The following is a 19,615-nucleotide window of genomic DNA, read 5'->3' on the forward strand; positions in this document are numbered from 1 at the left end:
CCGTCGTCCGCAACTCCAGTGGAGGGTCGAGTTAACTATGGATCGCGGCGCAGCGGAAGGGTCCCTACGGATGCTTTTGGGGGTTCCACGGCCGGCCGGTTCTTGTACTCTCCGCCCCGTTTTTGGGTGCGGAGAGTTCGAATATGCGCAGCGCTTTGATCGTCTGGGGTGGCTGGAACGGGCACGATCCCGAGGAGTGCGCGTCCATCTACCGGCGCTGGCTGCACGAGGACGGCTACTCGGTGCGCGTCGAGACGGACCTCGGCGTGCTCGCCGATCCGGCGATCCACGAGCTCAGCCTGATCATTCCGATCTACACCATGAGCAAGATCGAGAAGGAGCCGTTGCAGAACCTCGTCAAGGCGATCGAGGGCGGTGTCGGCCTCGCCGGCCACCACGGCGGCATGAGCGATGCGTTCCGCGAGGCGGTGGAGTACCAGTTCGTGGTCGGCGGCCAGTGGGTGGCGCACCCGGGCAACATCATCGACTACACGGTGGACGTGGTGAAGCCCGAAGACCCGATCATGGCTGGCATCCCGGTCTCTTTCCCCTATACGTCCGAGCAGTACTACATGCACATGGACCCGTCGGTCGAAGTGCTGGCCACCACCACCTTCTCGGGGGAGCACGCACCCTGGACCAAGGGCGTGGTGATGCCGGTGGTGTGGAAGCGGCTCTACGGGGCCGGCAAGGTGTTCCACTCGACGCTGGGCCACCGCGCCACCGAGTTCGAGAACCCCCACATGGCGACGATCCTGCGGCGTGGCATCAACTGGGCGGCACGGGCCGAGTAAGTCGCGCCGTTAGCTTGCACGGGCCGTGACCTCAGTTGCCACGATCACGGGGTCATTCCCGCGAAAGCGGGAACCTCTGTTTGCGAAGCGCGCGGCAAAACAGAGATCCCCGCTTGCGCGGGGATGACCCGGTGGACAGGCGAGTCCGATAGTGGAGGTTACCGCCAGCGCAGCGCCCAGCGGCCGACGATGGCCCCCAGCACCGCCGCGGCGAGGATGCCGGTCGTGTACCAGAGGGTGATGAAGGGCATGCCGCTCTCGGTGCAGTGGAAGGCATAGACCCAGGTGGCGGCGCCGCCGGCAAATAGGCCGGCAGCGAAGCCGGCGAGGGGCAGGTTGGTGGGCGCGGCGCGGCGCATGGCCCACACGGTGGCGGCGTAGATCGGCACCGACAGGGCGACGATGTAGAACGGGCAGAGCAGGGCCGTGCCGCCGAAGACGAGCGTGCGCATCTCGCCCGGCCCCATCACCAGCATCTGGACGATGCCGGCCGCACCGGTCAGCGCAACGAGGGTCACCACGCCGACCGCCTGGCGCATCATGCTGCCGCCGGGGCGGGCGAGGTTGAGCGCGGCGAGGGCGCCGAGCGCGGCAAAGATCGCGGTGAAGGCGAACTTCACCCAGAACATCATGGTCCCGATCGCGATCATCAGGTCGGGGCGCAGGCCCAGCCAGGCGATCATGAGGACCGCCGAGACCGCAACGCCCAGCACCGCCCAGCCGAACAGCCGCCGCTGGAGGGTGCGGGGCGGGGTTGGGGCGAGATCCGCTGCCAGGTGGTCGATCAGGTCGTCAGCCATCGGCCTTGCCTCCGAAGCGGGCGGCGAGCGACTTGAGGCCGCGATGGATGGAAACCTTGGCGGCCGTCTCGGTCATGCCGAGCCGGGCGGCAGCCTCGGCGACCGATGCGCCTTCCAGTCTCGTCTGGCGGATAAGCTCGGCCGGCTTGCCGGGGATCGTGGCAAGGACTGTCTCGACATCCATGCGCGCGGTGGTGGCTTCGCTGTCGTCGGTGGCGAAGATCGCGGCATCCTCCTCGAGCGGCAGGGTCATGCGCAGCTTGTTCCGGCGGAAATGGTCGATCAGCTTGTAGCGCGCGATGGCGTGAAGCCAGGCGGTGAACGGCTGGGCGCGATCGTAGGTCAGCCGTCGCGTGTGGATGGCCATCAGCGTTTCCTGCACCAAGTCGTCGCCATTGGCGGCGAGCGCGGGCGCCAGCCGGAGGGCGAAATAGGCCCTCAGATGGCGGCGCAGTTCCTCAAGCAATGCGCGATAGGCCGCGGCATCGCCGTCGAGCGCCTTCAGCATCAGGGGGCGCAGGTGCGCTTCCATATCCGAGGGGACGCTCATCGATACTCTGTTCGCGTGGAGACCTCGCAAGGTTACACCGGGACGACGAGCATGTCGCCATTCACGTCGTCGTGACGAGGGTAACCGACCGCCGGTGGCACGCGAACTCAGCCCCGTAACCGCCGCAACCGAGCGGCCAACGGGAGACCACAGATGAAATCGATCCTTTCCGCCCTTGCCCTGGTGGCCGCCATGGGTGTTGCCGGTGGCGCCAGTGCCGAAGACGCCATGGCGCCGATGCAGGACAACGCCATGTCCGGCGGCGCCATGTCGTCCGACGCGATGATGATGACGCCGGACCAGATGATGGCCATGTGCCTCGAGAAGGCGGCGACGGCCACCGACGCCACGACCAAGACCGAGGACGAGAAGGCCTGCCACACCGTGCACAACCTGCTGATGGGCGATGATATGATGAGCGGCGACGCCATGTCGGGCGGGGCCATGGCGCCGGCGGCGCAATAAACTATACGTGATAGGGTGCAATCGCTCCCCGAACTGCCGTTGCTTCGGCAGGGCAGGCGGGGAGCGGTGCCGGAGGGAACGATGACCGACCAGGCACTGGGTAAGCCGGAGGCCGACAGGCCAGCCAAGGGACCGCTGATCTATCGGCAGGCGGTGCTGACGCGCATCACCCATTGGGTGTGGGCCATCGCGCTGTTCTTCATGCTGCTCAGCGGGCTGCAGATCTGGAACGCGCACCCCGCGCTCTATGTCGGCCAGCAGTCGGGCTTCGAATTCGACAACGCGATCCTCAGGATCGGGGCGGAGAACACGCCGGAAGGCCCGCGCGGCTTCACCACCGTGTTCGGGCAGAAATTCGATACCACCGGCGTGCTCGGGATGAGCGAGCTGCGCGGCACTACCAATTTCGTCGGCTTCCCCGGCTGGGCCACGATACCCTCGTTCCGCGACCTCGCGACGGGGCGGGTGGTGCACTTCTTCTTCGCCTGGATCCTCGTCGGCGCGCTTGGCATCTGGGCGATATCGAGCCTGCTCAACGGACATCTATGGCGCGACGTGATCCTCAAGCCGCGCGATTTCCGCGAGCTGCCCCGGGACATCTGGGACCATGCCCGGCTGAAGTTCCACCACGGGCGCAGCTACTCCCCGCTGCAGAAGTTCGCCTATTTCGGCGTGTTCTTCGTGCTCTTCCCGCTGATCATCCTCACCGGGCTCGCCATGTCGCCGACGATGGACGCGGGCTGGCCCTGGCTGATCGATCTGTTCGGCGGGAGGCAGACGGCGCGGACCATCCATTTCCTGGTGATGGTCCTGCTGGTGTTGTTCTTCGTCATCCACATCGCGATGGTGCTGCTGGCGGGGCCGATCAACGAACTACGCTCTATGATAACGGGTTATTACAGGACGAGCCCCGGCACTGACGCCTCCCTCCCCCTTGAGGGGAGGGAGCGAGGGAGGGGGAGGTCCGGTGGTCGCCGCGAGATCCCCACCCCTGACTCCTCCCCGCAAGGGGGAGGGGAGCAAGCCGGCGCGAACAGGCAGGAGAAGTCGAAATGAGCGGGCTGATCCTCAATCGGCGCCGGCTGATCGGGCTCGGCGCAGCCTCGGCGGGGTCGCTGGTGCTGGCGGGCTGCGACCAGTTCGACTTTCTTGGGCAGCGCAACGATCCGGTGCGCGATTTCCTTGAGCGGGCCAATTCCCTGACCTACGCGGCGCAACGGGCGCTGGTGGGGCAGCAGGCGCTGGCGCGGGAGTTTTCGGAGAGCGAGATCCGGCAGGGGCAGCGGCCCAACGGCTCGACCGATCCGCGTCAGAATGTTGCCGAGTACCGGACGCTCGAGGCGAACGGCTTTGCCGGCTATAAGCTCCGGATCACCGGGCTGGTCGAGACGCCGAAGGAGTATTCGCTCGCCGAGCTCCAGAACATGCCGTCGCGCACGCAGATCACGCGGCACGACTGCGTCGAGGGCTGGAGCTGCATCGCCAAGTGGACCGGGGTGCCGCTGGGGCGGCTGCTCGACGAGGCGAAAGTCAAGCCGGGCGCGAAGTTCATCGTCTACCACTGCTACGACGTGATGGGCGGAGGGCTGTCGAAGCCCGAGCCGTACTACGAGAGTTCCGACCTGATCGATGCCTACCACCCGCAGACGATCGCGGCCTACGGGCTCAACGGCGGCGCGCTGCCGGTGGAGAATGGAGCGCCCATCCGCATCCGCATCGAGCGGGCGCTCGGCTACAAGCAGCCCAAGTATGTCCACACCATCGAGGTGGCGGACGGGTTCAGCCAATACGGCCTGGGGCAGGGCGGGTATTGGGAGGACCATGGGTATGACTGGTATGGGGGAATTTGAGGGGACGCGACGCGTCGTCCTCGCGCTAGGCGCCCGCCAGCTGTCATGCAGCGAAACGTGGGACGCACGACTCGGAGCGTGGGGCTCCACTACCCTCCCCGTCGAGGGGAGGGAGACGCAGGAACCGAAGCCTCTCAGTCGGGTCTCCCTCCCCCTTGTGGGGCTTCGAGCCGTGCCGAAGGCAAAATCGCTCCGGTGGAGCGATTTTAGGGGAGAAGGCCATGAGAGCTGTGCTCGAATGGCTGGTAGCGACGCTTGACCGCGTCAGCGGGCTAGCAGAGCTAGGGTGGGGGTAGCCACGCTCGCTGGACGATCCAGAAAAATCTTGTCCCCCCACCGCCCAGCCCCCTTATCCTCTCCCAGTCCTTCACACGGGCGGCGGTCGCGACGAACGAACGGTGGGGGATATCGAGGGTCATGGGAGTCGTCCCATGGCGGGTCGGTGTCGTGGGCAACCGGCCGACTGGTCAGGTCCCGTCCTGGTAACAGGGGTGTGGAGAGAACCAGCCGCGCACGCTCCGCGTTGGCTGTCGCCGCGCCGGTCCCCGCCCGACTAACGCGAAACCCGAGGCGAGATCGCCGTCGGGCACGTCGCTTCGGCCACGCAAACTCAGAACCGCATGGCTCCCTTGCTCACTAAAATCCCGAATTGCCTTGCTATTCCAGCGCCTTTCCCCCATATGCAGGCCATTCGCCCTTCAGCGGGCGATGGACTTCTCTTCTTACTGGCCAAGACGGTGAGCGGCGAAGTGCCCCGGAAATGCTCCGCAAAACGGCGGACCACCGGGAGACAGCGCAACCGTGCGGCAATCCAGCTGCCATTGCATCGATTGATCACGCCGAGCCCGAGATGGGCCCTCCGGCGGCACACGCGCACCGATTGGCCCGGAGCGCGCCACAGAAAGCATATCTTTTGACAAACTCATTCTCCGAACTCGGCCTTTCCGCGCAGCTCGTCAGCGCGCTCACCGCCGCCGGGTTCGACACGCCGACCCCGATCCAGGCCAAGGCCATCCCGCCGCAGCTGCAGGGCCGCGACATCATGGGCATCGCCCAGACCGGGTCGGGCAAGACCGCGGCGTTCGGGCTGCCGATCCTGGCCGGCCTCGCCGAGCTCAAGGGCCGTCCGAACCCGATGACCACCCGGGCGCTGATCCTCGCGCCGACCCGCGAACTCGCGGTGCAGATCGACGAAGTGCTGCACAAGCTCAGCGGCGCCAAGATCTCGACCGTGCTGGTGCTCGGCGGCGCATCGCGCGGCGGGCAGATCCAGAAGATCGCCCGCGGCGTCGACGTCGTGATCGCGACCCCGGGCCGGCTCAAGGACCTGGTCGACGACAGGAAGCTGCGCCTCACCGAGACGCGCTGGCTCATCCTCGACGAGGCCGACCGGATGCTCGACATGGGCTTCATCAACGCGGTCAAGCAGATCGCCGCCGCCATCGGGCCGCGCCGGCAGACGGCGATGTTCTCGGCCACCATGGCGCCCGAGATCGCCGATCTCGCCAAGGGCCTGTTGAACGATCCGGTGCGGGTCGAGGCCAATCCGCCGGCCCAGACCGTCGGCACCATCGAGCAGAGCGTCATCCTCTCCGGTTCCAAGGAGAAGCGCGGGGTGCTCAACACCCTGCTGCAGGACCCGGCGCTGAGCCGCGTCATCATCTTCTCGCGCACCAAGCATGGCGCCGACCGCGTGGCCAAGAACCTCGAGGCCGACGGCCACAACGCCGCGGCGATCCACGGCAACAAGTCGAACAATGCCCGGCAGGCGGCGCTCAAGGGCTTCGCCTCGGGCGAGGTGCGGCTGCTGGTCGCCACCGATATCGCGGCGCGCGGCATCGACGTGCAGAACATCTCGCATGTCATCAACTACGAGCTGCCGGACGATCCGGAGAACTACGTCCACCGCATCGGCCGCACCGGCCGTAACGGCGCTTCGGGCGCGGCGATCACGCTGTGCGATGGCACCGAGCGCGGCAAGCTGCGCGACGTCGAGCGGCTGATCCGCCGCACGCTGCCGATTTCCGGCGAGCTCAAGGGCGCCGGCGGCGAAGTCATTCCGGCCTCCGAAGTGGTAAAGCAGCCGATCCCCAGGGCGGCGCCGAAGCAGGGGCAGAACCGCGGCGGGCAGCCGGCCACCGGGCAGCGCAAGCAGGCCAATGCCGGCCGGCACTTCTCGGGCGCCAAGAAGGCGGCGATCGTGGAAGGCCGCCGTGGCCATGACGGCGGCAACGCGCAGCAGGTGCGCGGCGGTTCGGGTACGGGCGGGAACATCTCCCGCAACGGCGGTGCCGGCGCCACGGCGCCGGGCTGGTGGGAGAAGCCGACCGGCTCCGGTCCGGCCACGCCGCCCAAGGCCAGCAAGGCGCGCTGGAACAAGAAGCAGAAGGACGCGGCCAAGGATCGCCGCACCGAGACGGCCCGCGCCGCCGGCTAGGTCCCACTGCTGCAACCTGTCACCGGCCGGATGACGGCCGGTGATTTGACTTCGCGCAAGCGCACAGGAACGAAGCTCGCGATACTCCGTTGGTCATCGACCAGACCACTGGAGGCAAGAGATGTCCGATCCCAAAGCGCCGCGCCCCTCAGCCGGACAGCCCGGCGAAGTGCCATCCGACGTTCCCGAGCCCGAGCTCACCCGGGAAGTCCCGTCCGAGGGCCAGCTCCCGGGCCTGCCGGTCTCCAACGATCCACTGCTGCAGCCGATGCCGCATCCGAGGACTCGCGAGCTGCCCCCGATCGACTAGCGGGACGAGCACCCGCAAGGCTGAACGGCAGATAAACGCGCAGTTCCGGGAACGTTCAAGCCGCGTGCCGCATTATCGCCGGCAAGATGAACCGGCTGGCTTGGCCGAACGCAACGCCTTGGGGGCGCTCGAAAAATGTTGAAATTCACACTTGTCGCGCTGTTCGTCATGTCGATGGCCACGCTGACCATCGCCGCCTCGGCCATCCCGGTCGAGAGTGCTGCCGTGACCATGGCGGACAACGGCTGATCCCGATGGGCCTGGAGCCGGGCCGCCGGCGCAGATCGATCGGGACGAGAACGCAGATCCTCTTGATCGTGATGTTCGCCACCGCCCTTGCCATACTGGCATTGGCGGCCGCGAGCGTGGCCCAGCTCTAGCCGTCCCCGGCTAGCTCAGCGGAATGCCCTTGCTGCCCTTGTCCTGCTGATAGGTCGCCGACAGGTCGTTGTAGGCTGCGTTCAGGTCATCGACGCGGGCGACCAGGCGTTCCTTGGACGAGCGATCCATGCCGGCGATCATGCGCTGGAGGTCGTGCGCCTCGAAGAAGGCATTCTTGCGGTTGTAGAGCGGCCGATCCTCGGGAACGTAGCCGCGATCCGGGTCGGCCACGGCGTAGACCTCCTTCAGGATCCTGATGTCGTGCGGGATGCCGAAGCTGTCGCGCGTGTCCTCGTAGCTGAACAGATAGTAGAAATTGTCGAACCCCGACCAGGTGATCCCCGAAAGGCAGAGCGAGCAGGGTTCGTGCGTGGCGAGGAACAGGCAGTCGCGCGCGGCAGGGCGGCCCTCGGCGGGCAGTTCGTAGAAGCGCTTGATGGCGTGCATTTCGCCGTGCCAGAGCGGATTCTCGGTCTCGTTGTTGGTTTCGGCGACGACAAGCGACAGGTCGGACTTGTTCAGGATCGCCGCGCCAAACAGCTTGTTGCCTCCACTCACGCCGCGCCGGGTGAGCGGCAGCAGGTCGTGCTCGATGGTGTCGAGCAGTCGGGAAACGAGCTCAGGCGTATCCATTGGAGTCTCCGGTAGAGTCCGGTCGACCCTGTCGGTAGCCGGGCGCGGCGTCAACTAGAACGCCGATTTCTCCAGTGTCGCCACCTCCGCGCCGCCGGCGTCAAGCAGCGCCAGGCGGTTGGCGTCGAGCCGCCAGAAGCGGGTGGCGGCGAGGGCGCCGAAGAAGCTGTCCTCCTGCGCCGTGGCGTCTTGCGACAGGCAGGCCATGCGGGTCGCGGCGACGGCGCTGAACAGCAGCCGCTCGGCACTGACCTCGGCCTGCGCGAACCAGGAATTGCAGCCGCCGCGGCCACCGGCGCGCATGTCGGAAGCGATGTTCAGCGAGGAGACGATGCCGCGCCCGACCGGCTTGCCGGCAATGGTGACGGCCTGCCAGGTGATGTCGAGGAGGGGCGACGTGGTTGGTTGCGGCTGGACCGTGGCCGGCTCGGCGGGTGTCGTGTCCTCGTGCGGCGCGAGGCTGACGATGATGAGGATCGGCGACGCCGGCGCCAGCGGCGCGACCGCGTAGGGTTCGGCGGTGCGGAACCACAAGGTGCCATCCGGGCCGGCGATTTCGGCATCGAGGGCATAGCTGTGGCCGGGCAGGATGACGCTCTCGTCGAAGTTGAGCGTGAAGGTCAGCGGCGCCTGGCCCGGGCTGGCGATGGCGGCCCTGGCGGAGACGCGCGGCCGGAGCGGCGCCGCGAGATCGACCAGCGCCACGGTGAGGATGCCGCCGGGCGGCAGCGCGATGCGCTCGCGATAGGTCACGTCGCCCTTGAGCGTCACCTTGGCAGCCAATGCCGGCCCGACCAGCGCCGCAAGAACAGCAAGGATCGCCAAAATTGTTCGCATTGCCATGTCCCTCCAAGCCGATCTGGCCAGTTGCGCACCAGATTATGGAGGAAATGCAACGATGCCACGACCATCGGAGGATAGCGCGGCAAATAACTCAGTTGCGCTCGACTATCAGGTAGGGCTCGGGGAAGAAGTATTCCTCGAGGTTGTTGCCTTCGCCGCCCCGGTCGATGATGAGGAAATCCGAGACCTCGCCAAGGGGGGTCAGCACGCCGTGCCAGGTGTTCATCGCCATGTTGATGCCCTGGCCGGGAGCGCACAGGAAGGCGCGGGGCGTGCCGGGAACGCCGCCTGCATCGGGCGCGACGATCGAAAGGAAGGGGCGCTGCGCCAGCGGATAGAAGGCCTGGCTGCCGAGCGGATGGCGCTCGACCATGGTCAGCGTCAGCGGCAGCGCGTAGGGCTGGCCGCGGGCGATCGAGACGAGCGGGCGCGGATGGACGCCTCCGAGCTCGACCCTGGCGAGGTCGTGGTAGCGCTCGGTCATGCCGCCGTTGATCGGGTAGTGGTGGGCGCCCTCGACCTCGATAACCTGGCCAAAGGGGGCGTAGGCCTCGCGGGTCAGCGGCTCGATGACGATCTGTTTCACGGTGCCGGAACCTTGATGGTGTTCGCTGCCCCGTCGCTGCCCATGTAGACAGCGACGAGCTTCATGGGGACGGTGCCGGTATTGGTGCCGTTGTGGGCCCAGCCGACCGCCTCGAGCACGGAATCGCCGGCCTTGTAGGTCCTCGTACCCTTGGTCCCATAGTCGACGGTCAGCTCGCCTTCGAGGACATGGGCAAACAGCGGCACCTCGTGCTCATGCCAGCCCGTTTCGCCGCCGGGCGGGATGGTGACGATGGCGGCCGTGACATTGGCTGCGCCTGCGGGGTAGGCGAGCGGGGTGCCGAGCACGTCGGCGCTCCCCTGCAGCAGCGGCGTCAGCAGGTTCTGGTAGGCCGGCGAGGCCTGATCCTCGGCGAGCGCCGGCGCTGCCAGCGGGATCAGGGCGGCCAGCAGTCTCAAGCGTGTCATCTGAATCGCGTTCTCCCTGTCGCGCTGCCGACGATGGCGTTCGCCGGGTGAAGCTGCAAGCGAAAATCCTGGCGGGGACTGAACCATGTCGCGGCGAAAACGTTGTGGCGCTCGTGACTTAGGATTGAGAATGCACGACCAGATTCAGCTTGTCCCGGCCGGCGTGGCCGACGCCCTCGTCCGTAACGAACTCACCGACATCATCCCGCCGCTGCTGCGCTACATCGAAGGCTGGCAGTTGCGATCGAGCTACCTCAAGGGGCAACTGGCCGTGCATCCGCCAGGCTCCGAGGAGTATGGCCTGGCACAGAGGCGAACCGAAGAGCTGCGCCGCGAGATCGAGGCGCATCGCCGGCATCTCATCCGCGAGACAGCCCAACTACCGCCGGATGACCGGATCGACGGGCTGCTGCAAGAGATGGACGGATTGCTGCTGGCGATCAGCGGTGCGGAGCGCCGGGCGTCATAGCGCCAGTCTCGGATGCCGGTTGACGTCCTTGTAGAGCAGGTAGCGGAAGCGCGCCGGGCCGGCATAGCAGGCCTGTGGGCAGAAGGCGCGCAGCCACATGAAGTCGCCGGCCTCGACTTCGACCCAGTCGCGGTTGAGCCGGTAGACGGCCTTGCCCTCCAGCACGTACAGGCCGTGCTCCATGACGTGCGTCTCCTCGAACGGGATCACGGCGCCCGGCTCGAGGGTCACGATGTTGACATGCATGTCGTGGCGGACGTCGGCGGGGTCGACGAAACGCGTCGTGCCCCAGGTGCTGTTGGTGCCGGGCATCCAGTTGATCGGCTCATCCTGCTCGTTGGCGACGAACGGGCGGGGGATATCGATGCCGTCGACGACCTCGTAGCGCTTGCGGATCCAGTGGAAGCGGACCGGGGAGGCGCCCTTGTTGAAGAGGGTCCACTGCGTGCCGGGCGGCAGGAAGGCGTAGCCGCCGGGCTTGAGGGTGTGGGCCTTGTCGGCGATGGTCACCGAGGCCTCGCCCTCGACCACGAACAGTACGCCCTCGGCCCCGGCATCGGGCTCGGGCCGATCGCTGCCGCCGCCGGGTGAAACCTCCATCACATACTGCGAGAAGGTCTCGGAGAAGCCGGTCATGGGCCGTGCGATGATCCAGCCGCGGGTGTCCTGCCAGTGCGGGAAGTAGCTGGTGACGATATCGCGCATGACCCCGTGCGGAATGACGGCATAGGCCTCGGTGAACACCGCGCGCCCGGTGTGAAGCGCTATCTGGGCGGGGAGGCCCGCGATCGGGCTGGCATAGGTAGTGTCGGCCATGGGACGCAGTTCGTTCAGGAAGGGGTGTGACCTCTTAGCGCGAAAGCCGCTGGCCGGACAGTGGGGCCGCGAATCCTGCCCCGTGGGGCGGGCAGGGGCAGGAGCGAGTCCGGCGGAGCGCTGCCGGTTTTCCACCCATGCGCGGCCGGAACGTCAGGGAAAAGTTTAGAATTGCGGCGCAGATTCGCGGCATGGCTACCCATCTGCACCCCGCGCCGCACCGTCCGATGCTCGATCCGCACCGCTTCGAGGAAGCAGGCCGTGTGTTTCGCCAGTGGCTGGACAGGTTGCTCAGCCACCCCGAACCGACGGTTGACACCTCGATCGCGTGGGAAGACGGCGAGTCGCATGCGCATGGCCCGGACCAGGCGCCACCGGACCGCTGAGCATGAACTGGCTTCTCGACTTCCAGAGGTCGTTGCGGGAGCCGGTCTATGCATTCCTCGGCAGCTACTGGCCGCTCATCGCCATCGTCGCGCTGGTGGCGCTCGGCTGGTATGTCGGGGCGATCACGCGGCAGAGAGACGCCGCCGGCGGCAACGCCGCGCCGGACGACGATGCCGACGCGGGTGATGGCGGCGGCGACTAGCCCCCGCCTCCCGGTTGCGATGCTACTTGCCGGCGTAGGCGGCCTGCAGGTCGGCGATGACGAGCTTGCGCATCTTGAACATGGCCTGCTGGGCGCGGGCGGCGCCCTCGGGGTTGCTCGAGTCCCAGACGAGGCCCATCACGTTGTTGGGGACGATCTGCCAGCTGAGGCCGAACTTGTCCTTGAGCCAGCCGCACATCGATTCCTCGCCGCCATCGGCGGTGAGCGTGTTCCAGTAGTGGTCGATCTCGGCCTGGTCTTCGCAGTCGACGCTGAACGAGATCGATTCGTTGAACTTGAACTGCGGGCCCGGACCGCCATTGAGGGCCATGAACTCCTGGTCCTTCAAGCGGAAGTGCATGGTCAGCACGCTGCCGTCCGGGCCGGGCGTCTTGCTGCGGATTTCGGCGTCCTTGAAGGTGGCGACGTAGAAGTTGACCATTTCTTCGATGCGGTCGTCGATCCACAGGCACGGCATGATCTTGGGCATTTCAGGTCTCCTCGCTCTGGATAGAGTTGCATCCTTCCCCGGAGCGGAACGCGCCGGCGGCAGGTCAGGTCGCAGTCGGAAGGCGTCAGGCGGTCAGCCGGCCGGCAGGCTGGCCAGCAGGTCCTCGAGGCGCCTGAAGCCATGTTCCATGCCTTCCGCCATCGGCGTGGCACGGGCGCCGTCGCGGGCTTCCTTGGTCGGATAGAGCACCGTGACGACCGAGGTGGTGATGCCGCTGTGTTCGGTGATGCGGTTGGTGACGATGGTCTGCCCGCCGGTCCAGTCCTGGTCGTAGAGCTCTGTGGTCTTGATCCATCCGGGCCGGGTGATCTCCAGCACTTCGCCTCCGGAGCCCATTTCGAAGCCATCGGGGCTGCGGGTGACGAAGCGCCACTTGCCGCCGACGCGGGCGTCGAACTCGCAGGTGACGTAGGTCCAGTCGTCGAAGCCGAGCCAGCGGCGGATCAGGGCCGGGATGGTCCAGCAGTCGAAGACGAGTTCGGCAGGCGCCCTGAACTGGCGGGTAACCGCGATCTCGCGGTCGGAGGGGAGGGCGATGGTCAGCGGGGGCATCATCGGAGGGCTCCTCAGTTCTTCGTCTTCGGGGCGATGCCCTGCAACTCGGCGAGCAGGCCATCGAGCCGCGCGTAGCTTTTCTCCCAGAATTGCCGGTAGCGCTCGAGCCAGCCGACCGCCTCGGCCATCGGCGCCGCCTCGATCCGCACCGGCCGGCGCTGGGCCTCCCTGCCGCGCGACACGAGGCCGGCCTGCTCGAGCACCTTGATGTGCTTGGAGATGGCCGGCTGGCTCATGTCGAAGGGCTCGACCAGCTCGTTCACCGTCGCCTCGCCCTCGGCCAGTCGGGCAAGGATGGCGCGGCGCGTGGGGTCGGCGAGCGCTGCGAAGGTGCGGTCGAGCTGGGAGGGGGCAGGCATTTCAATAACTCAGTGTTTCTATAACTGAATGGTTATTGAAAGAATACGGGGATGTCAAGCGGGTCTGGCGCACTTGGCTCCTCCCCTCCCGTCCTCCCCCATCAAGGGGGAGGTGTCGCATCGAGTAGTCGGCTTGAACTTGCCGCCTACCACCGGTTTGGGGACAAGAAGCTGGGGGCAGGAGGCGCATGTGCCTCCGACCCTTGATCTCACTCCATGATCGACCGGATACGCAGTTCCGCGATCCGCTCCACCTGCCTGCACGCCGTGGCGAATTCCTGTTCACGGGTGTTGCCGAGGCGCTTCTCGAAGGCGGCCATGATCTGGGCTTTTGTGTTGTCGCGGACCGCGATAATGAAGGGGAAGCCGAACTTCTCCACATACTGGCGGTTGAGCAGGCCGAAGCGCTCGCGCTCGGCGTCGGTCAGCGCATCGAGGCCGGCCGAGGCCTGCTCGGATTCCGATTCGGCGGTCAGGCGCTTTGCCGCGGCGAGCTTGCCGGCGAGGTCGGGATGGGCGTTGAGGACGCCGAGGCGTTCCTGCTCGGAGGCAGCCCGGAAGACCTGGCACATCAGGGCGTGCAGGCCGACCGGCGTGTCGTGGACCGGCCCCATCTCGCGCTTGTGGGCGCGCTCGGCGACCCACTCGGAGTGCTCGAACACGTTGCCGAACAGCTGCGTGAAGTCGTCGAGGGCGAGCCCGGACGGCACGATCGCCGGCTTCCGATAGGGGTGGGTCCTGAGCCAGTGCTCGGCGATGTCGATGCGCTTGGCGATCCACACCTTGTCCTTGCTCATGACATAGTCGACGAAGCGCTGCAGGCCGGCGAAGCGCCCGGGCATACCGACGAGGCGGCAGTGGAGGCCCAGCGACATCATCTTGGGCGAGCCGGCCTCGCCTTCGGCATAGAGCACGTCGAAGCTGTCCTTGAGCATCTGGAAGTATTCCTCGCCATTGGCGAAGCCCGAGGCAGTGGTGAAGCGCATGTCATTGGTGGCGAGCGAGTAGGGGATGATCAGCTGCGGGCTGCCCATGTGCTCGCGATAGTAGGGCAAGTCGTCGTCGTAGGTGTCCGAGACGTAGGTGAAGCCGCCTTCCTCGCTGGCAAGGTCGACGGTATTCACCGAGGTGCGGCCGCAGTACCAGCCGGTGGGGCGGGTGCCGATCATCTCGGTATGGAGCTTGACCGCGGCGTGCAGATCCTCGCGCTCGTGCTCGATGTCGTGGTCGCGGTAGTCGATCCACTTGAGGCCGTGGCTGGCGATTTCCCAGTCGGCATCGAGCATGGCCTTCACCTGCTCGGGGCTGCGCTGCAGGGCGGTGGCGACGCCATAGACCGTGACGGGCAGGTTGTGCCCGGTGAACAGGCGATGGAGCCGCCAGAAACCGGCCCGGGCGCCGTACTCGTACATCGACTCGACGTTCCAGTGGCGCTTGCCCTGCCATGGCGCGGCGCCGATCACGTCGACGAGGAAAGCCTCGGAAGCGGCGTCGCCGTGGAGGACGCAGTTCTCGCCGCCTTCCTCGTAGTTGAGGACGAACTGCACGGCGATGTTTGCACCGCCCGGCCACTGTGCGTGCGGCGGATTGGGGCCGTAGCCCTGCAGGTTACGGGGGTAACGCATCGGGAACCTCGTCTTTCGTCCGCGCATAACAGCGTTGGAAACGCGTGTGCGCAAGTCCGCGAAAAGTGGACCAGTTGGTAAAAATCGGCTGCAACCCCCTTGGAACGGAGTCGGAATTGCTCAATAGTCGAGCAATCAGAACGGAGTGCCTCCACGGCAAGCGGCGGCCGACGGGGGGCTGCCTGCCAGCGGGCAAAGGGATGGGTAATGGCGGGTCCAGCACGCCTAACGACGCACGTACTCGACACCACACACGGAAAGCCGGCAGCGGGAATGCGGCTCGACCTGCTCATGGTGCACGGCGACCATACGCACCATATATGGTCCGGACATACGAATGCCGACGGTCGGGTCGACCAGCCGCTGCTCGAAGGCGACCGTTTCCATCTGGGCGGCTATGAGCTGATCTTCCACGTCGGTCAGTACTTCGAGCGGCTCGGCCTGGACCTCGAGACCCCGTTCCTCGACACCGTGCCGGTGCGGTTCGTGATGAGCGAGATGGCGCACTATCACGTGCCGCTGCTGGTCTCGCCGTACGGATACTCGACCTACCGGGGAAGCTGATGACCGAAATCCGGACCCAGCTGCGATTCATCCTCAACGACCGGGACGTCGTGCTGGACGAGATTTCGGCGACCCGTACGCTGCTCGACTATCTCCGCCTCGACCGCCGCATGACCGGCTCCAAGGAGGGCTGCGCCGAGGGCGACTGCGGCGCCTGCACGGTACTGGTGGGTCGGCTGCGCGGGGGCGAGCTGCGCTACGAATCGATCAATGCCTGCATCTGCTTCGTGGGCAGCCTCGATGCGACGCATGTCGTCACGGTGGAGCACCTCAGTGCCGCCAGCGGACCGCTGCATCCGGTGCAGCAGGCGATGGTGGATCACCATGGCAGCCAGTGCGGCTTCTGCACGCCGGGCATCGTGATGTCGCTCTATGGCATGTGGATGCAGACACCCGACCCGTCGGTGAACGACATCGAGGTGGCGCTGCAGGGCAATCTGTGTCGGTGCACCGGCTATGCGCCGATCGTCAAGGCCGGGCGGTCGATCTCGGCCTATGGCAAGGTGGTTGCGGACCCGCTGGTGGCCGAGCGGCAGTCGATCACGGCGCGGCTCGCGGCGCTGAGGGACGGCAGGCGCATCGAGCTGGGGACGGGCAAGGACCGGATCATAGTGCCGGCCAGTGCGGACGACTTGGCCGACATCTATGCGGCCAATCCGACCGGCACGCTGGTGGCGGGCGCGACCGACGTGGGCCTGTGGGTGACCAAGTTCATGCGCGACATCGGGCCGATGATCTACATCGCCGACGTGGCGGACCTGCACGGGATCGCCGAACTCGACGGCGCGCTGCGCATCGGCGCGGCCGTGACCTACAGCGAGGCGCAGGCGGCGATCGTGGCGCGCTATCCGCAGCTCAAGGAATTCTGGAGCCGGATCGGCGGGCAACAGGTGCGCAATGCCGGCACGATCGGCGCCAACATCGCCAATGGCTCGCCGATCGGCGACACGCCACCGCCGCTGATCGCGCTCGGCGCCTCGATCGTGCTGCGCAAGGGCGATGCCCGCCGCGAGGTCAGGCTCGAGGACTTCTTCATCGCCTACGGCAAGCAGGACCGCCAGCCGGGCGAGTTCGTCGAGGGCGTGATCGTTCCGGCGCTGCCCGAGGGCGAGCAGTTCGCCGCCTACAAGATATCCAAGCGCCGGGACGAGGATATCTCGTCCGTGTGCGCTGCGTTCAGGGTGAAGGTCGAGGACGGCAAGGTCGCTTCCGCGGTCATCGCCTACGGCGGCATGGCGGCGACGCCGAAGCGGGCCAGGGCGGTGGAGGCGGCGCTGATCGGCAAGCCGTGGACCTCGGCGACGGTCGAGGCGGCGCTGCCGGTCTACGAGGTGGACTACCAGCCGCTGACCGACATGCGCGCCAGTGCCGAATATCGGCTGCTCGTGGCGCAGAACCTGTTGCGGCGCTTCTTCCTCGAGACGACAGGTGCGGCCGAGCGGCTGACGCGGGAGGTCGCATGATGTTGCTTTCCCTCCATTTCCACCGGGTCACCCCGGCGCAGGCCGGGGTCCATCTTGAGGGGGTTCCGATTGCGCAGTTCGGGGTGGATCATCCCAGGATGGATTCCGGCCTGCGCCGGAACGACATCGCGTTTGTGGAGGTATCGACCCCATGAACAAGCAATCCCCGATCACAACATCCCCGCTGCACGTCTCGACCCCGCACGATTCCGCCGCCAAGCAGGTGGCCGGACGGGCCGACTATATCGACGACCTGGTCGAGCCGGAGGGCACGCTGCATGCCTATCTGGGCCTCTCGACCAAGCCGCATGCCGATATCGCCGCGATGAACCTCGACGCGGTGCGCGCGGCCCCGGGCGTCGTCGGCGTGCTGACGGCCGAGGACGTGCCGGCGGAGAACGATATCAGCTCGGTGCACAAGCACGACGAGCCGGTGTTCGCGACGACGCGCGTCGTCACCTGGGGCCAGCCGCTGTTCGCGGTGATCGGCACTACGCGCGAGGCGGCGCGCCGGGCGGCGAAGCTGGCGCGGATCGAATATCGCGACCTGCCGTTCTTCACCGATGTGGATGGGGCGATGGCTGCCGGCGGCAAGCTGGTCACCGAGCCGCTGAAGCTCGAGCGCGGCGATGTCGAGGCCGGGCTCGCGGCCTCGCCGCGTCGCGTGACAGGGCGGGTCCGCATCGGCGGGCAGGAGCATTTCTACCTCGAAAGCCAGGCGGCGCTGGCCGTGCCGGGCGAGGATGACGAGGTCACCCTGCATTGTTCTACCCAGCACCCGACCGAGATCCAGGTGATGGTGGCGCAGGTGCTTGGCATTCCGCATGCCGCCGTTACGGTGAACATGCGCCGCATGGGCGGCGGGTTCGGCGGCAAGGAGACGCAAGGCAATCTTTTCGCTGTCGTGGCAGCGCTTGCGGCCAAGAAGTTCAACCGGGCCGTGAAGATCAGGCCGGACCGCGACGACGACTTCCAGATCACCGGCAAGCGCCACGATTTCGTCGTCGACTACGACGTCGGCTACACCGACGACGGCAGGATCCAGGCGGTGACGGCGACCTTCGCTGCGCGCTCGGGCTATTCGGCCGACCTGTCGGGCCCGGTGACGGACCGCGCCCTGTTCCACGCGGACAACGCTTACTGGTATCCGGCGGTGCGGGTGAATTCGCTGCCGCTGTTCACCAACACCGTGTCGAACACGGCTTTTCGCGGCTTCGGCGGCCCGCAGGGGATCATCGCGGCCGAGCGCTGGATCGAGGACATCGCCTACGCGCTGGGCAAGGATCCGCTCGAGATTCGGAAGGCGAACTTCTACGGCACCGAAACGAACAACATCACGCCCTACCACCAGGTGGTGGAGGACAACGTCATCCAGCGGGTGATCGAGGACCTCGAGCAGAGCTCCGACTATCAGGCGCGGCGCCAGGCGATCCTTGCGTTCAACCGCACCAGCAGCGTGCTCAAGAAGGGCATCGCAATGGTGCCGGTGAAGTTCGGCATCTCGTTCACGGCGACCTGGCACAACCAGGCCGGGGCGCTGGTGCACGTCTATCGCGACGGCTCGATCCATCTGAGCCATGGCGGCACCGAGATGGGGCAGGGGCTCCACATCAAGGTGATGCAGGTGGTCGCCGATGCCTTCGGGGTACCGGTCGAGCGGGTGCAGATCACCGCCAGCAATACCGGCAAGGTGCCGAACACCTCGGCCACGGCGGCATCCTCGGGCACCGATCTCAACGGCATGGCGGCGCTGGACGCGGCCAACCAGATCAAGGCGCGCATGGCGGCGCATGCGGCCTTCATCTACGAGGTCGAGCCGAGCGAGGTGCAGTGGGAGTTCGGCGGCATCCGGGCCGGGCAGCAGTTCGTGCCGTTCGACGAACTGGCGACCTCGTGCTGGATGAACCGCGTGTCGCTGAGCGCAGCCGGCTTCTACAAGACGCCGAAGATTCACTGGGATCGCGCCACGGGACGCGGGCACCCATTCTACTACTTCGCCTATGGTGCGGCGGCGTCGGAAGTGACGGTCGACACGCTGACCGGGGAGTATGTCGTCGACCGTGCCGACGTGCTCGAGGATGTAGGCCGCTCGCTCAATCCGGCGATCGACATCGGCCAGGTCGAGGGCGGCTTCATCCAGGGCATGGGGTGGCTCACCACCGAAGAGCTGTGGTGGGACAGCAAGGGGCAACTGCGCACCCACGCGCCCTCCACCTACAAGATCCCGCTCGCCTCCGACGTACCGCGCGTCTTCAACGTGCGGCTGGCCGAGTGGAGCATCAACAAGGAGCCGGCGATCGGGCGGAGCAAGGCCGTGGGCGAGCCGCCGCTGGTGCTCGGCTATTCGGTGGTCGAGGCGCTGTCGATGGCGGTCGCTTCTGTGGCCGACTACAGGGTCGCGCCAAGGCTCGACATGCCGGCAACGCCCGAACGGGTCCTGCTGGCGGTGGAGCGGATGCGGAAGGGGCTCCAATGACCGCTGTGCGTGGCTACCCCTCATCCGGCGCTGCGCGCCACCTTCTCCCCGACGGGGAGAAGAATACGGAGAGCACGGTGGCCACCACTTTTCCTCTCCCCGTCGGGGAGA

Annotated in this window: 24 protein-coding genes; 13 read left to right on the forward strand and 11 right to left on the reverse strand. The window is 66.8% G+C overall.

Features of this window, described 5'->3' with window-relative positions:
- Window positions 1-143: 143 nt before the first annotated feature.
- Complete coding sequence (locus J0I99_RS07520; RefSeq protein WP_291396930.1) at window positions 144-794, forward strand: ThuA domain-containing protein; 651 nt, start codon at window positions 144-146, stop codon at window positions 792-794.
- Between the two features lie 158 nt (window positions 795-952).
- On the opposite strand, the gene J0I99_RS07525 is transcribed toward J0I99_RS07520, so the two are convergent.
- Window positions 953-1,594 carry a DUF1109 domain-containing protein gene (locus J0I99_RS07525; protein WP_291396931.1) on the reverse strand — a complete coding sequence of 214 codons (642 nt, stop codon included), beginning with the start codon at window positions 1,592-1,594 and terminating at the stop codon, window positions 953-955.
- Window positions 1,587-2,144 (reverse strand): sigma-70 family RNA polymerase sigma factor, encoded by a 558-nt coding sequence (locus J0I99_RS07530; protein ID WP_291396932.1) that lies wholly within the window; start codon window positions 2,142-2,144, stop codon window positions 1,587-1,589. Before J0I99_RS07530 ends, J0I99_RS07525 begins: the two co-directional genes overlap by 8 nt.
- Window positions 2,145-2,297: 153 nt before the next feature.
- Between J0I99_RS07530 and J0I99_RS07535 the strand changes: the two genes are divergently transcribed.
- From J0I99_RS07535 to J0I99_RS07555, 5 genes are all read left to right on the forward strand, one after another.
- Window positions 2,298-2,609, forward strand: a complete 312-nt coding sequence (locus J0I99_RS07535) for a hypothetical protein (RefSeq protein WP_291396933.1) — start codon at window positions 2,298-2,300, stop codon at window positions 2,607-2,609.
- 81 nt (window positions 2,610-2,690) lie between these two features.
- The gene (locus J0I99_RS07540) at window positions 2,691-3,665 is read left to right on the forward strand and encodes a cytochrome b/b6 domain-containing protein (protein ID WP_291396934.1); all 975 of its coding nucleotides are present in this window, start codon (window positions 2,691-2,693) and stop codon (window positions 3,663-3,665) included.
- On the forward strand, window positions 3,662-4,459 hold the full coding sequence (locus J0I99_RS07545; RefSeq protein WP_291392620.1) for a molybdopterin-dependent oxidoreductase: 798 nt from the start codon (window positions 3,662-3,664) through the stop codon (window positions 4,457-4,459). Before J0I99_RS07540 ends, J0I99_RS07545 begins: the two co-directional genes overlap by 4 nt.
- A gap of 913 nt (window positions 4,460-5,372) precedes the next feature.
- Window positions 5,373-6,896, forward strand: a complete 1,524-nt coding sequence (locus tag J0I99_RS07550) for a DEAD/DEAH box helicase (RefSeq protein ID WP_291396935.1) — start codon at window positions 5,373-5,375, stop codon at window positions 6,894-6,896.
- Between the two features lie 121 nt (window positions 6,897-7,017).
- Entirely contained in the window at window positions 7,018-7,206 is a 189-nt protein-coding gene (locus J0I99_RS07555; protein ID WP_291392624.1) for a hypothetical protein, read from the forward strand.
- A 390-nt stretch (window positions 7,207-7,596) separates the two neighbouring features.
- On the opposite strand, the gene J0I99_RS07560 is transcribed toward J0I99_RS07555, so the two are convergent.
- The 4 genes from J0I99_RS07560 to J0I99_RS07575 all read right to left on the reverse strand — a co-directional run bounded on the left by J0I99_RS07560 (window position 7,597) and on the right by J0I99_RS07575 (window position 10,077).
- Window positions 7,597-8,220, reverse strand: coding sequence for a nucleoside deaminase (locus tag J0I99_RS07560; protein ID WP_291396936.1), 624 nt, complete (start codon window positions 8,218-8,220; stop codon window positions 7,597-7,599).
- Between the two features lie 54 nt (window positions 8,221-8,274).
- On the reverse strand, window positions 8,275-9,057 hold the full coding sequence (locus J0I99_RS07565; protein ID WP_291394262.1) for an META domain-containing protein: 783 nt from the start codon (window positions 9,055-9,057) through the stop codon (window positions 8,275-8,277).
- Between the two features lie 97 nt (window positions 9,058-9,154).
- On the reverse strand, window positions 9,155-9,649 hold the full coding sequence (locus J0I99_RS07570) for an ureidoglycolate lyase (protein WP_291394263.1): 495 nt from the start codon (window positions 9,647-9,649) through the stop codon (window positions 9,155-9,157).
- Window positions 9,646-10,077: a cupin domain-containing protein gene (locus J0I99_RS07575; protein WP_291396937.1), complete on the reverse strand. Its 432-nt coding sequence runs from the start codon at window positions 10,075-10,077 to the stop codon at window positions 9,646-9,648. Before J0I99_RS07575 ends, J0I99_RS07570 begins: the two co-directional genes overlap by 4 nt.
- Before the next feature lie 130 nt (window positions 10,078-10,207).
- Between J0I99_RS07575 and J0I99_RS07580 the strand changes: the two genes are divergently transcribed.
- On the forward strand, window positions 10,208-10,546 hold the full coding sequence (locus tag J0I99_RS07580) for a hypothetical protein (RefSeq protein WP_291396938.1): 339 nt from the start codon (window positions 10,208-10,210) through the stop codon (window positions 10,544-10,546).
- Here the strand turns inward: J0I99_RS07580 and J0I99_RS07585 are convergent.
- Window positions 10,541-11,362: a bifunctional allantoicase/(S)-ureidoglycine aminohydrolase gene (locus J0I99_RS07585; protein ID WP_291396939.1), complete on the reverse strand. Its 822-nt coding sequence runs from the start codon at window positions 11,360-11,362 to the stop codon at window positions 10,541-10,543. The two genes, J0I99_RS07580 and J0I99_RS07585, sit on opposite strands and share 6 nt — an antisense overlap.
- 191 nt (window positions 11,363-11,553) lie before the next feature.
- Here J0I99_RS07585 and J0I99_RS07590 point away from each other — a divergent pair, with 191 nt between their 5' ends.
- Entirely contained in the window at window positions 11,554-11,748 is a 195-nt protein-coding gene (locus J0I99_RS07590) for a hypothetical protein (RefSeq protein ID WP_291396940.1), read from the forward strand.
- A 2-nt stretch (window positions 11,749-11,750) separates the two neighbouring features.
- Complete coding sequence (locus J0I99_RS07595) at window positions 11,751-11,951, forward strand: hypothetical protein (protein ID WP_291396941.1); 201 nt, start codon at window positions 11,751-11,753, stop codon at window positions 11,949-11,951.
- Window positions 11,952-11,973: 22 nt separating this feature from the next.
- Here J0I99_RS07595 and J0I99_RS07600 read toward each other — a convergent pair whose 3' ends face one another.
- From J0I99_RS07600 to puuE, 4 genes are all read right to left on the reverse strand, one after another.
- Complete coding sequence (locus J0I99_RS07600; RefSeq protein ID WP_291396942.1) at window positions 11,974-12,441, reverse strand: VOC family protein; 468 nt, start codon at window positions 12,439-12,441, stop codon at window positions 11,974-11,976.
- Window positions 12,442-12,534: 93 nt separating this feature from the next.
- Complete coding sequence (locus J0I99_RS07605) at window positions 12,535-13,017, reverse strand: SRPBCC family protein (RefSeq protein WP_291396943.1); 483 nt, start codon at window positions 13,015-13,017, stop codon at window positions 12,535-12,537.
- Between the two features lie 11 nt (window positions 13,018-13,028).
- Window positions 13,029-13,376, reverse strand: a complete 348-nt coding sequence (locus tag J0I99_RS07610) for a helix-turn-helix transcriptional regulator (protein ID WP_291394270.1) — start codon at window positions 13,374-13,376, stop codon at window positions 13,029-13,031.
- Window positions 13,377-13,585: 209 nt separating this feature from the next.
- Window positions 13,586-15,001, reverse strand: a complete 1,416-nt coding sequence (gene puuE / locus J0I99_RS07615) for an allantoinase PuuE (RefSeq protein ID WP_291396944.1) — start codon at window positions 14,999-15,001, stop codon at window positions 13,586-13,588.
- Window positions 15,002-15,208: 207 nt separating this feature from the next.
- Here puuE and uraH point away from each other — a divergent pair, with 207 nt between their 5' ends.
- Genes uraH through xdhB form a run of 4 tightly spaced genes read left to right on the forward strand, consistent with a single transcriptional unit; the run spans window position 15,209 to window position 19,504 of the window.
- Window positions 15,209-15,565, forward strand: coding sequence for a hydroxyisourate hydrolase (gene uraH, locus J0I99_RS07620; RefSeq protein ID WP_291396945.1), 357 nt, complete (start codon window positions 15,209-15,211; stop codon window positions 15,563-15,565).
- A complete protein-coding gene (gene xdhA, locus J0I99_RS07625) occupies window positions 15,565-17,028 on the forward strand; it encodes a xanthine dehydrogenase small subunit (RefSeq protein WP_291396946.1) in 1,464 nt (487 codons plus the stop codon). Before uraH ends, xdhA begins: the two co-directional genes overlap by 1 nt.
- Window positions 17,025-17,183, forward strand: coding sequence for a hypothetical protein (locus J0I99_RS07630; protein ID WP_291396947.1), 159 nt, complete (start codon window positions 17,025-17,027; stop codon window positions 17,181-17,183). Before xdhA ends, J0I99_RS07630 begins: the two co-directional genes overlap by 4 nt.
- Window positions 17,180-19,504, forward strand: coding sequence for a xanthine dehydrogenase molybdopterin binding subunit (gene xdhB, locus J0I99_RS07635; protein ID WP_291396948.1), 2,325 nt, complete (start codon window positions 17,180-17,182; stop codon window positions 19,502-19,504). The genes J0I99_RS07630 and xdhB overlap by 4 nt, the downstream gene beginning before the upstream one ends.
- Window positions 19,505-19,615 lie beyond the last annotated feature (111 nt).

Origin of the sequence: Devosia sp. (assembly GCF_017307495.1) — a bacterium.
In the GTDB taxonomy this organism is placed as follows: Bacteria; Pseudomonadota; Alphaproteobacteria; order Rhizobiales; family Devosiaceae; genus Devosia_A.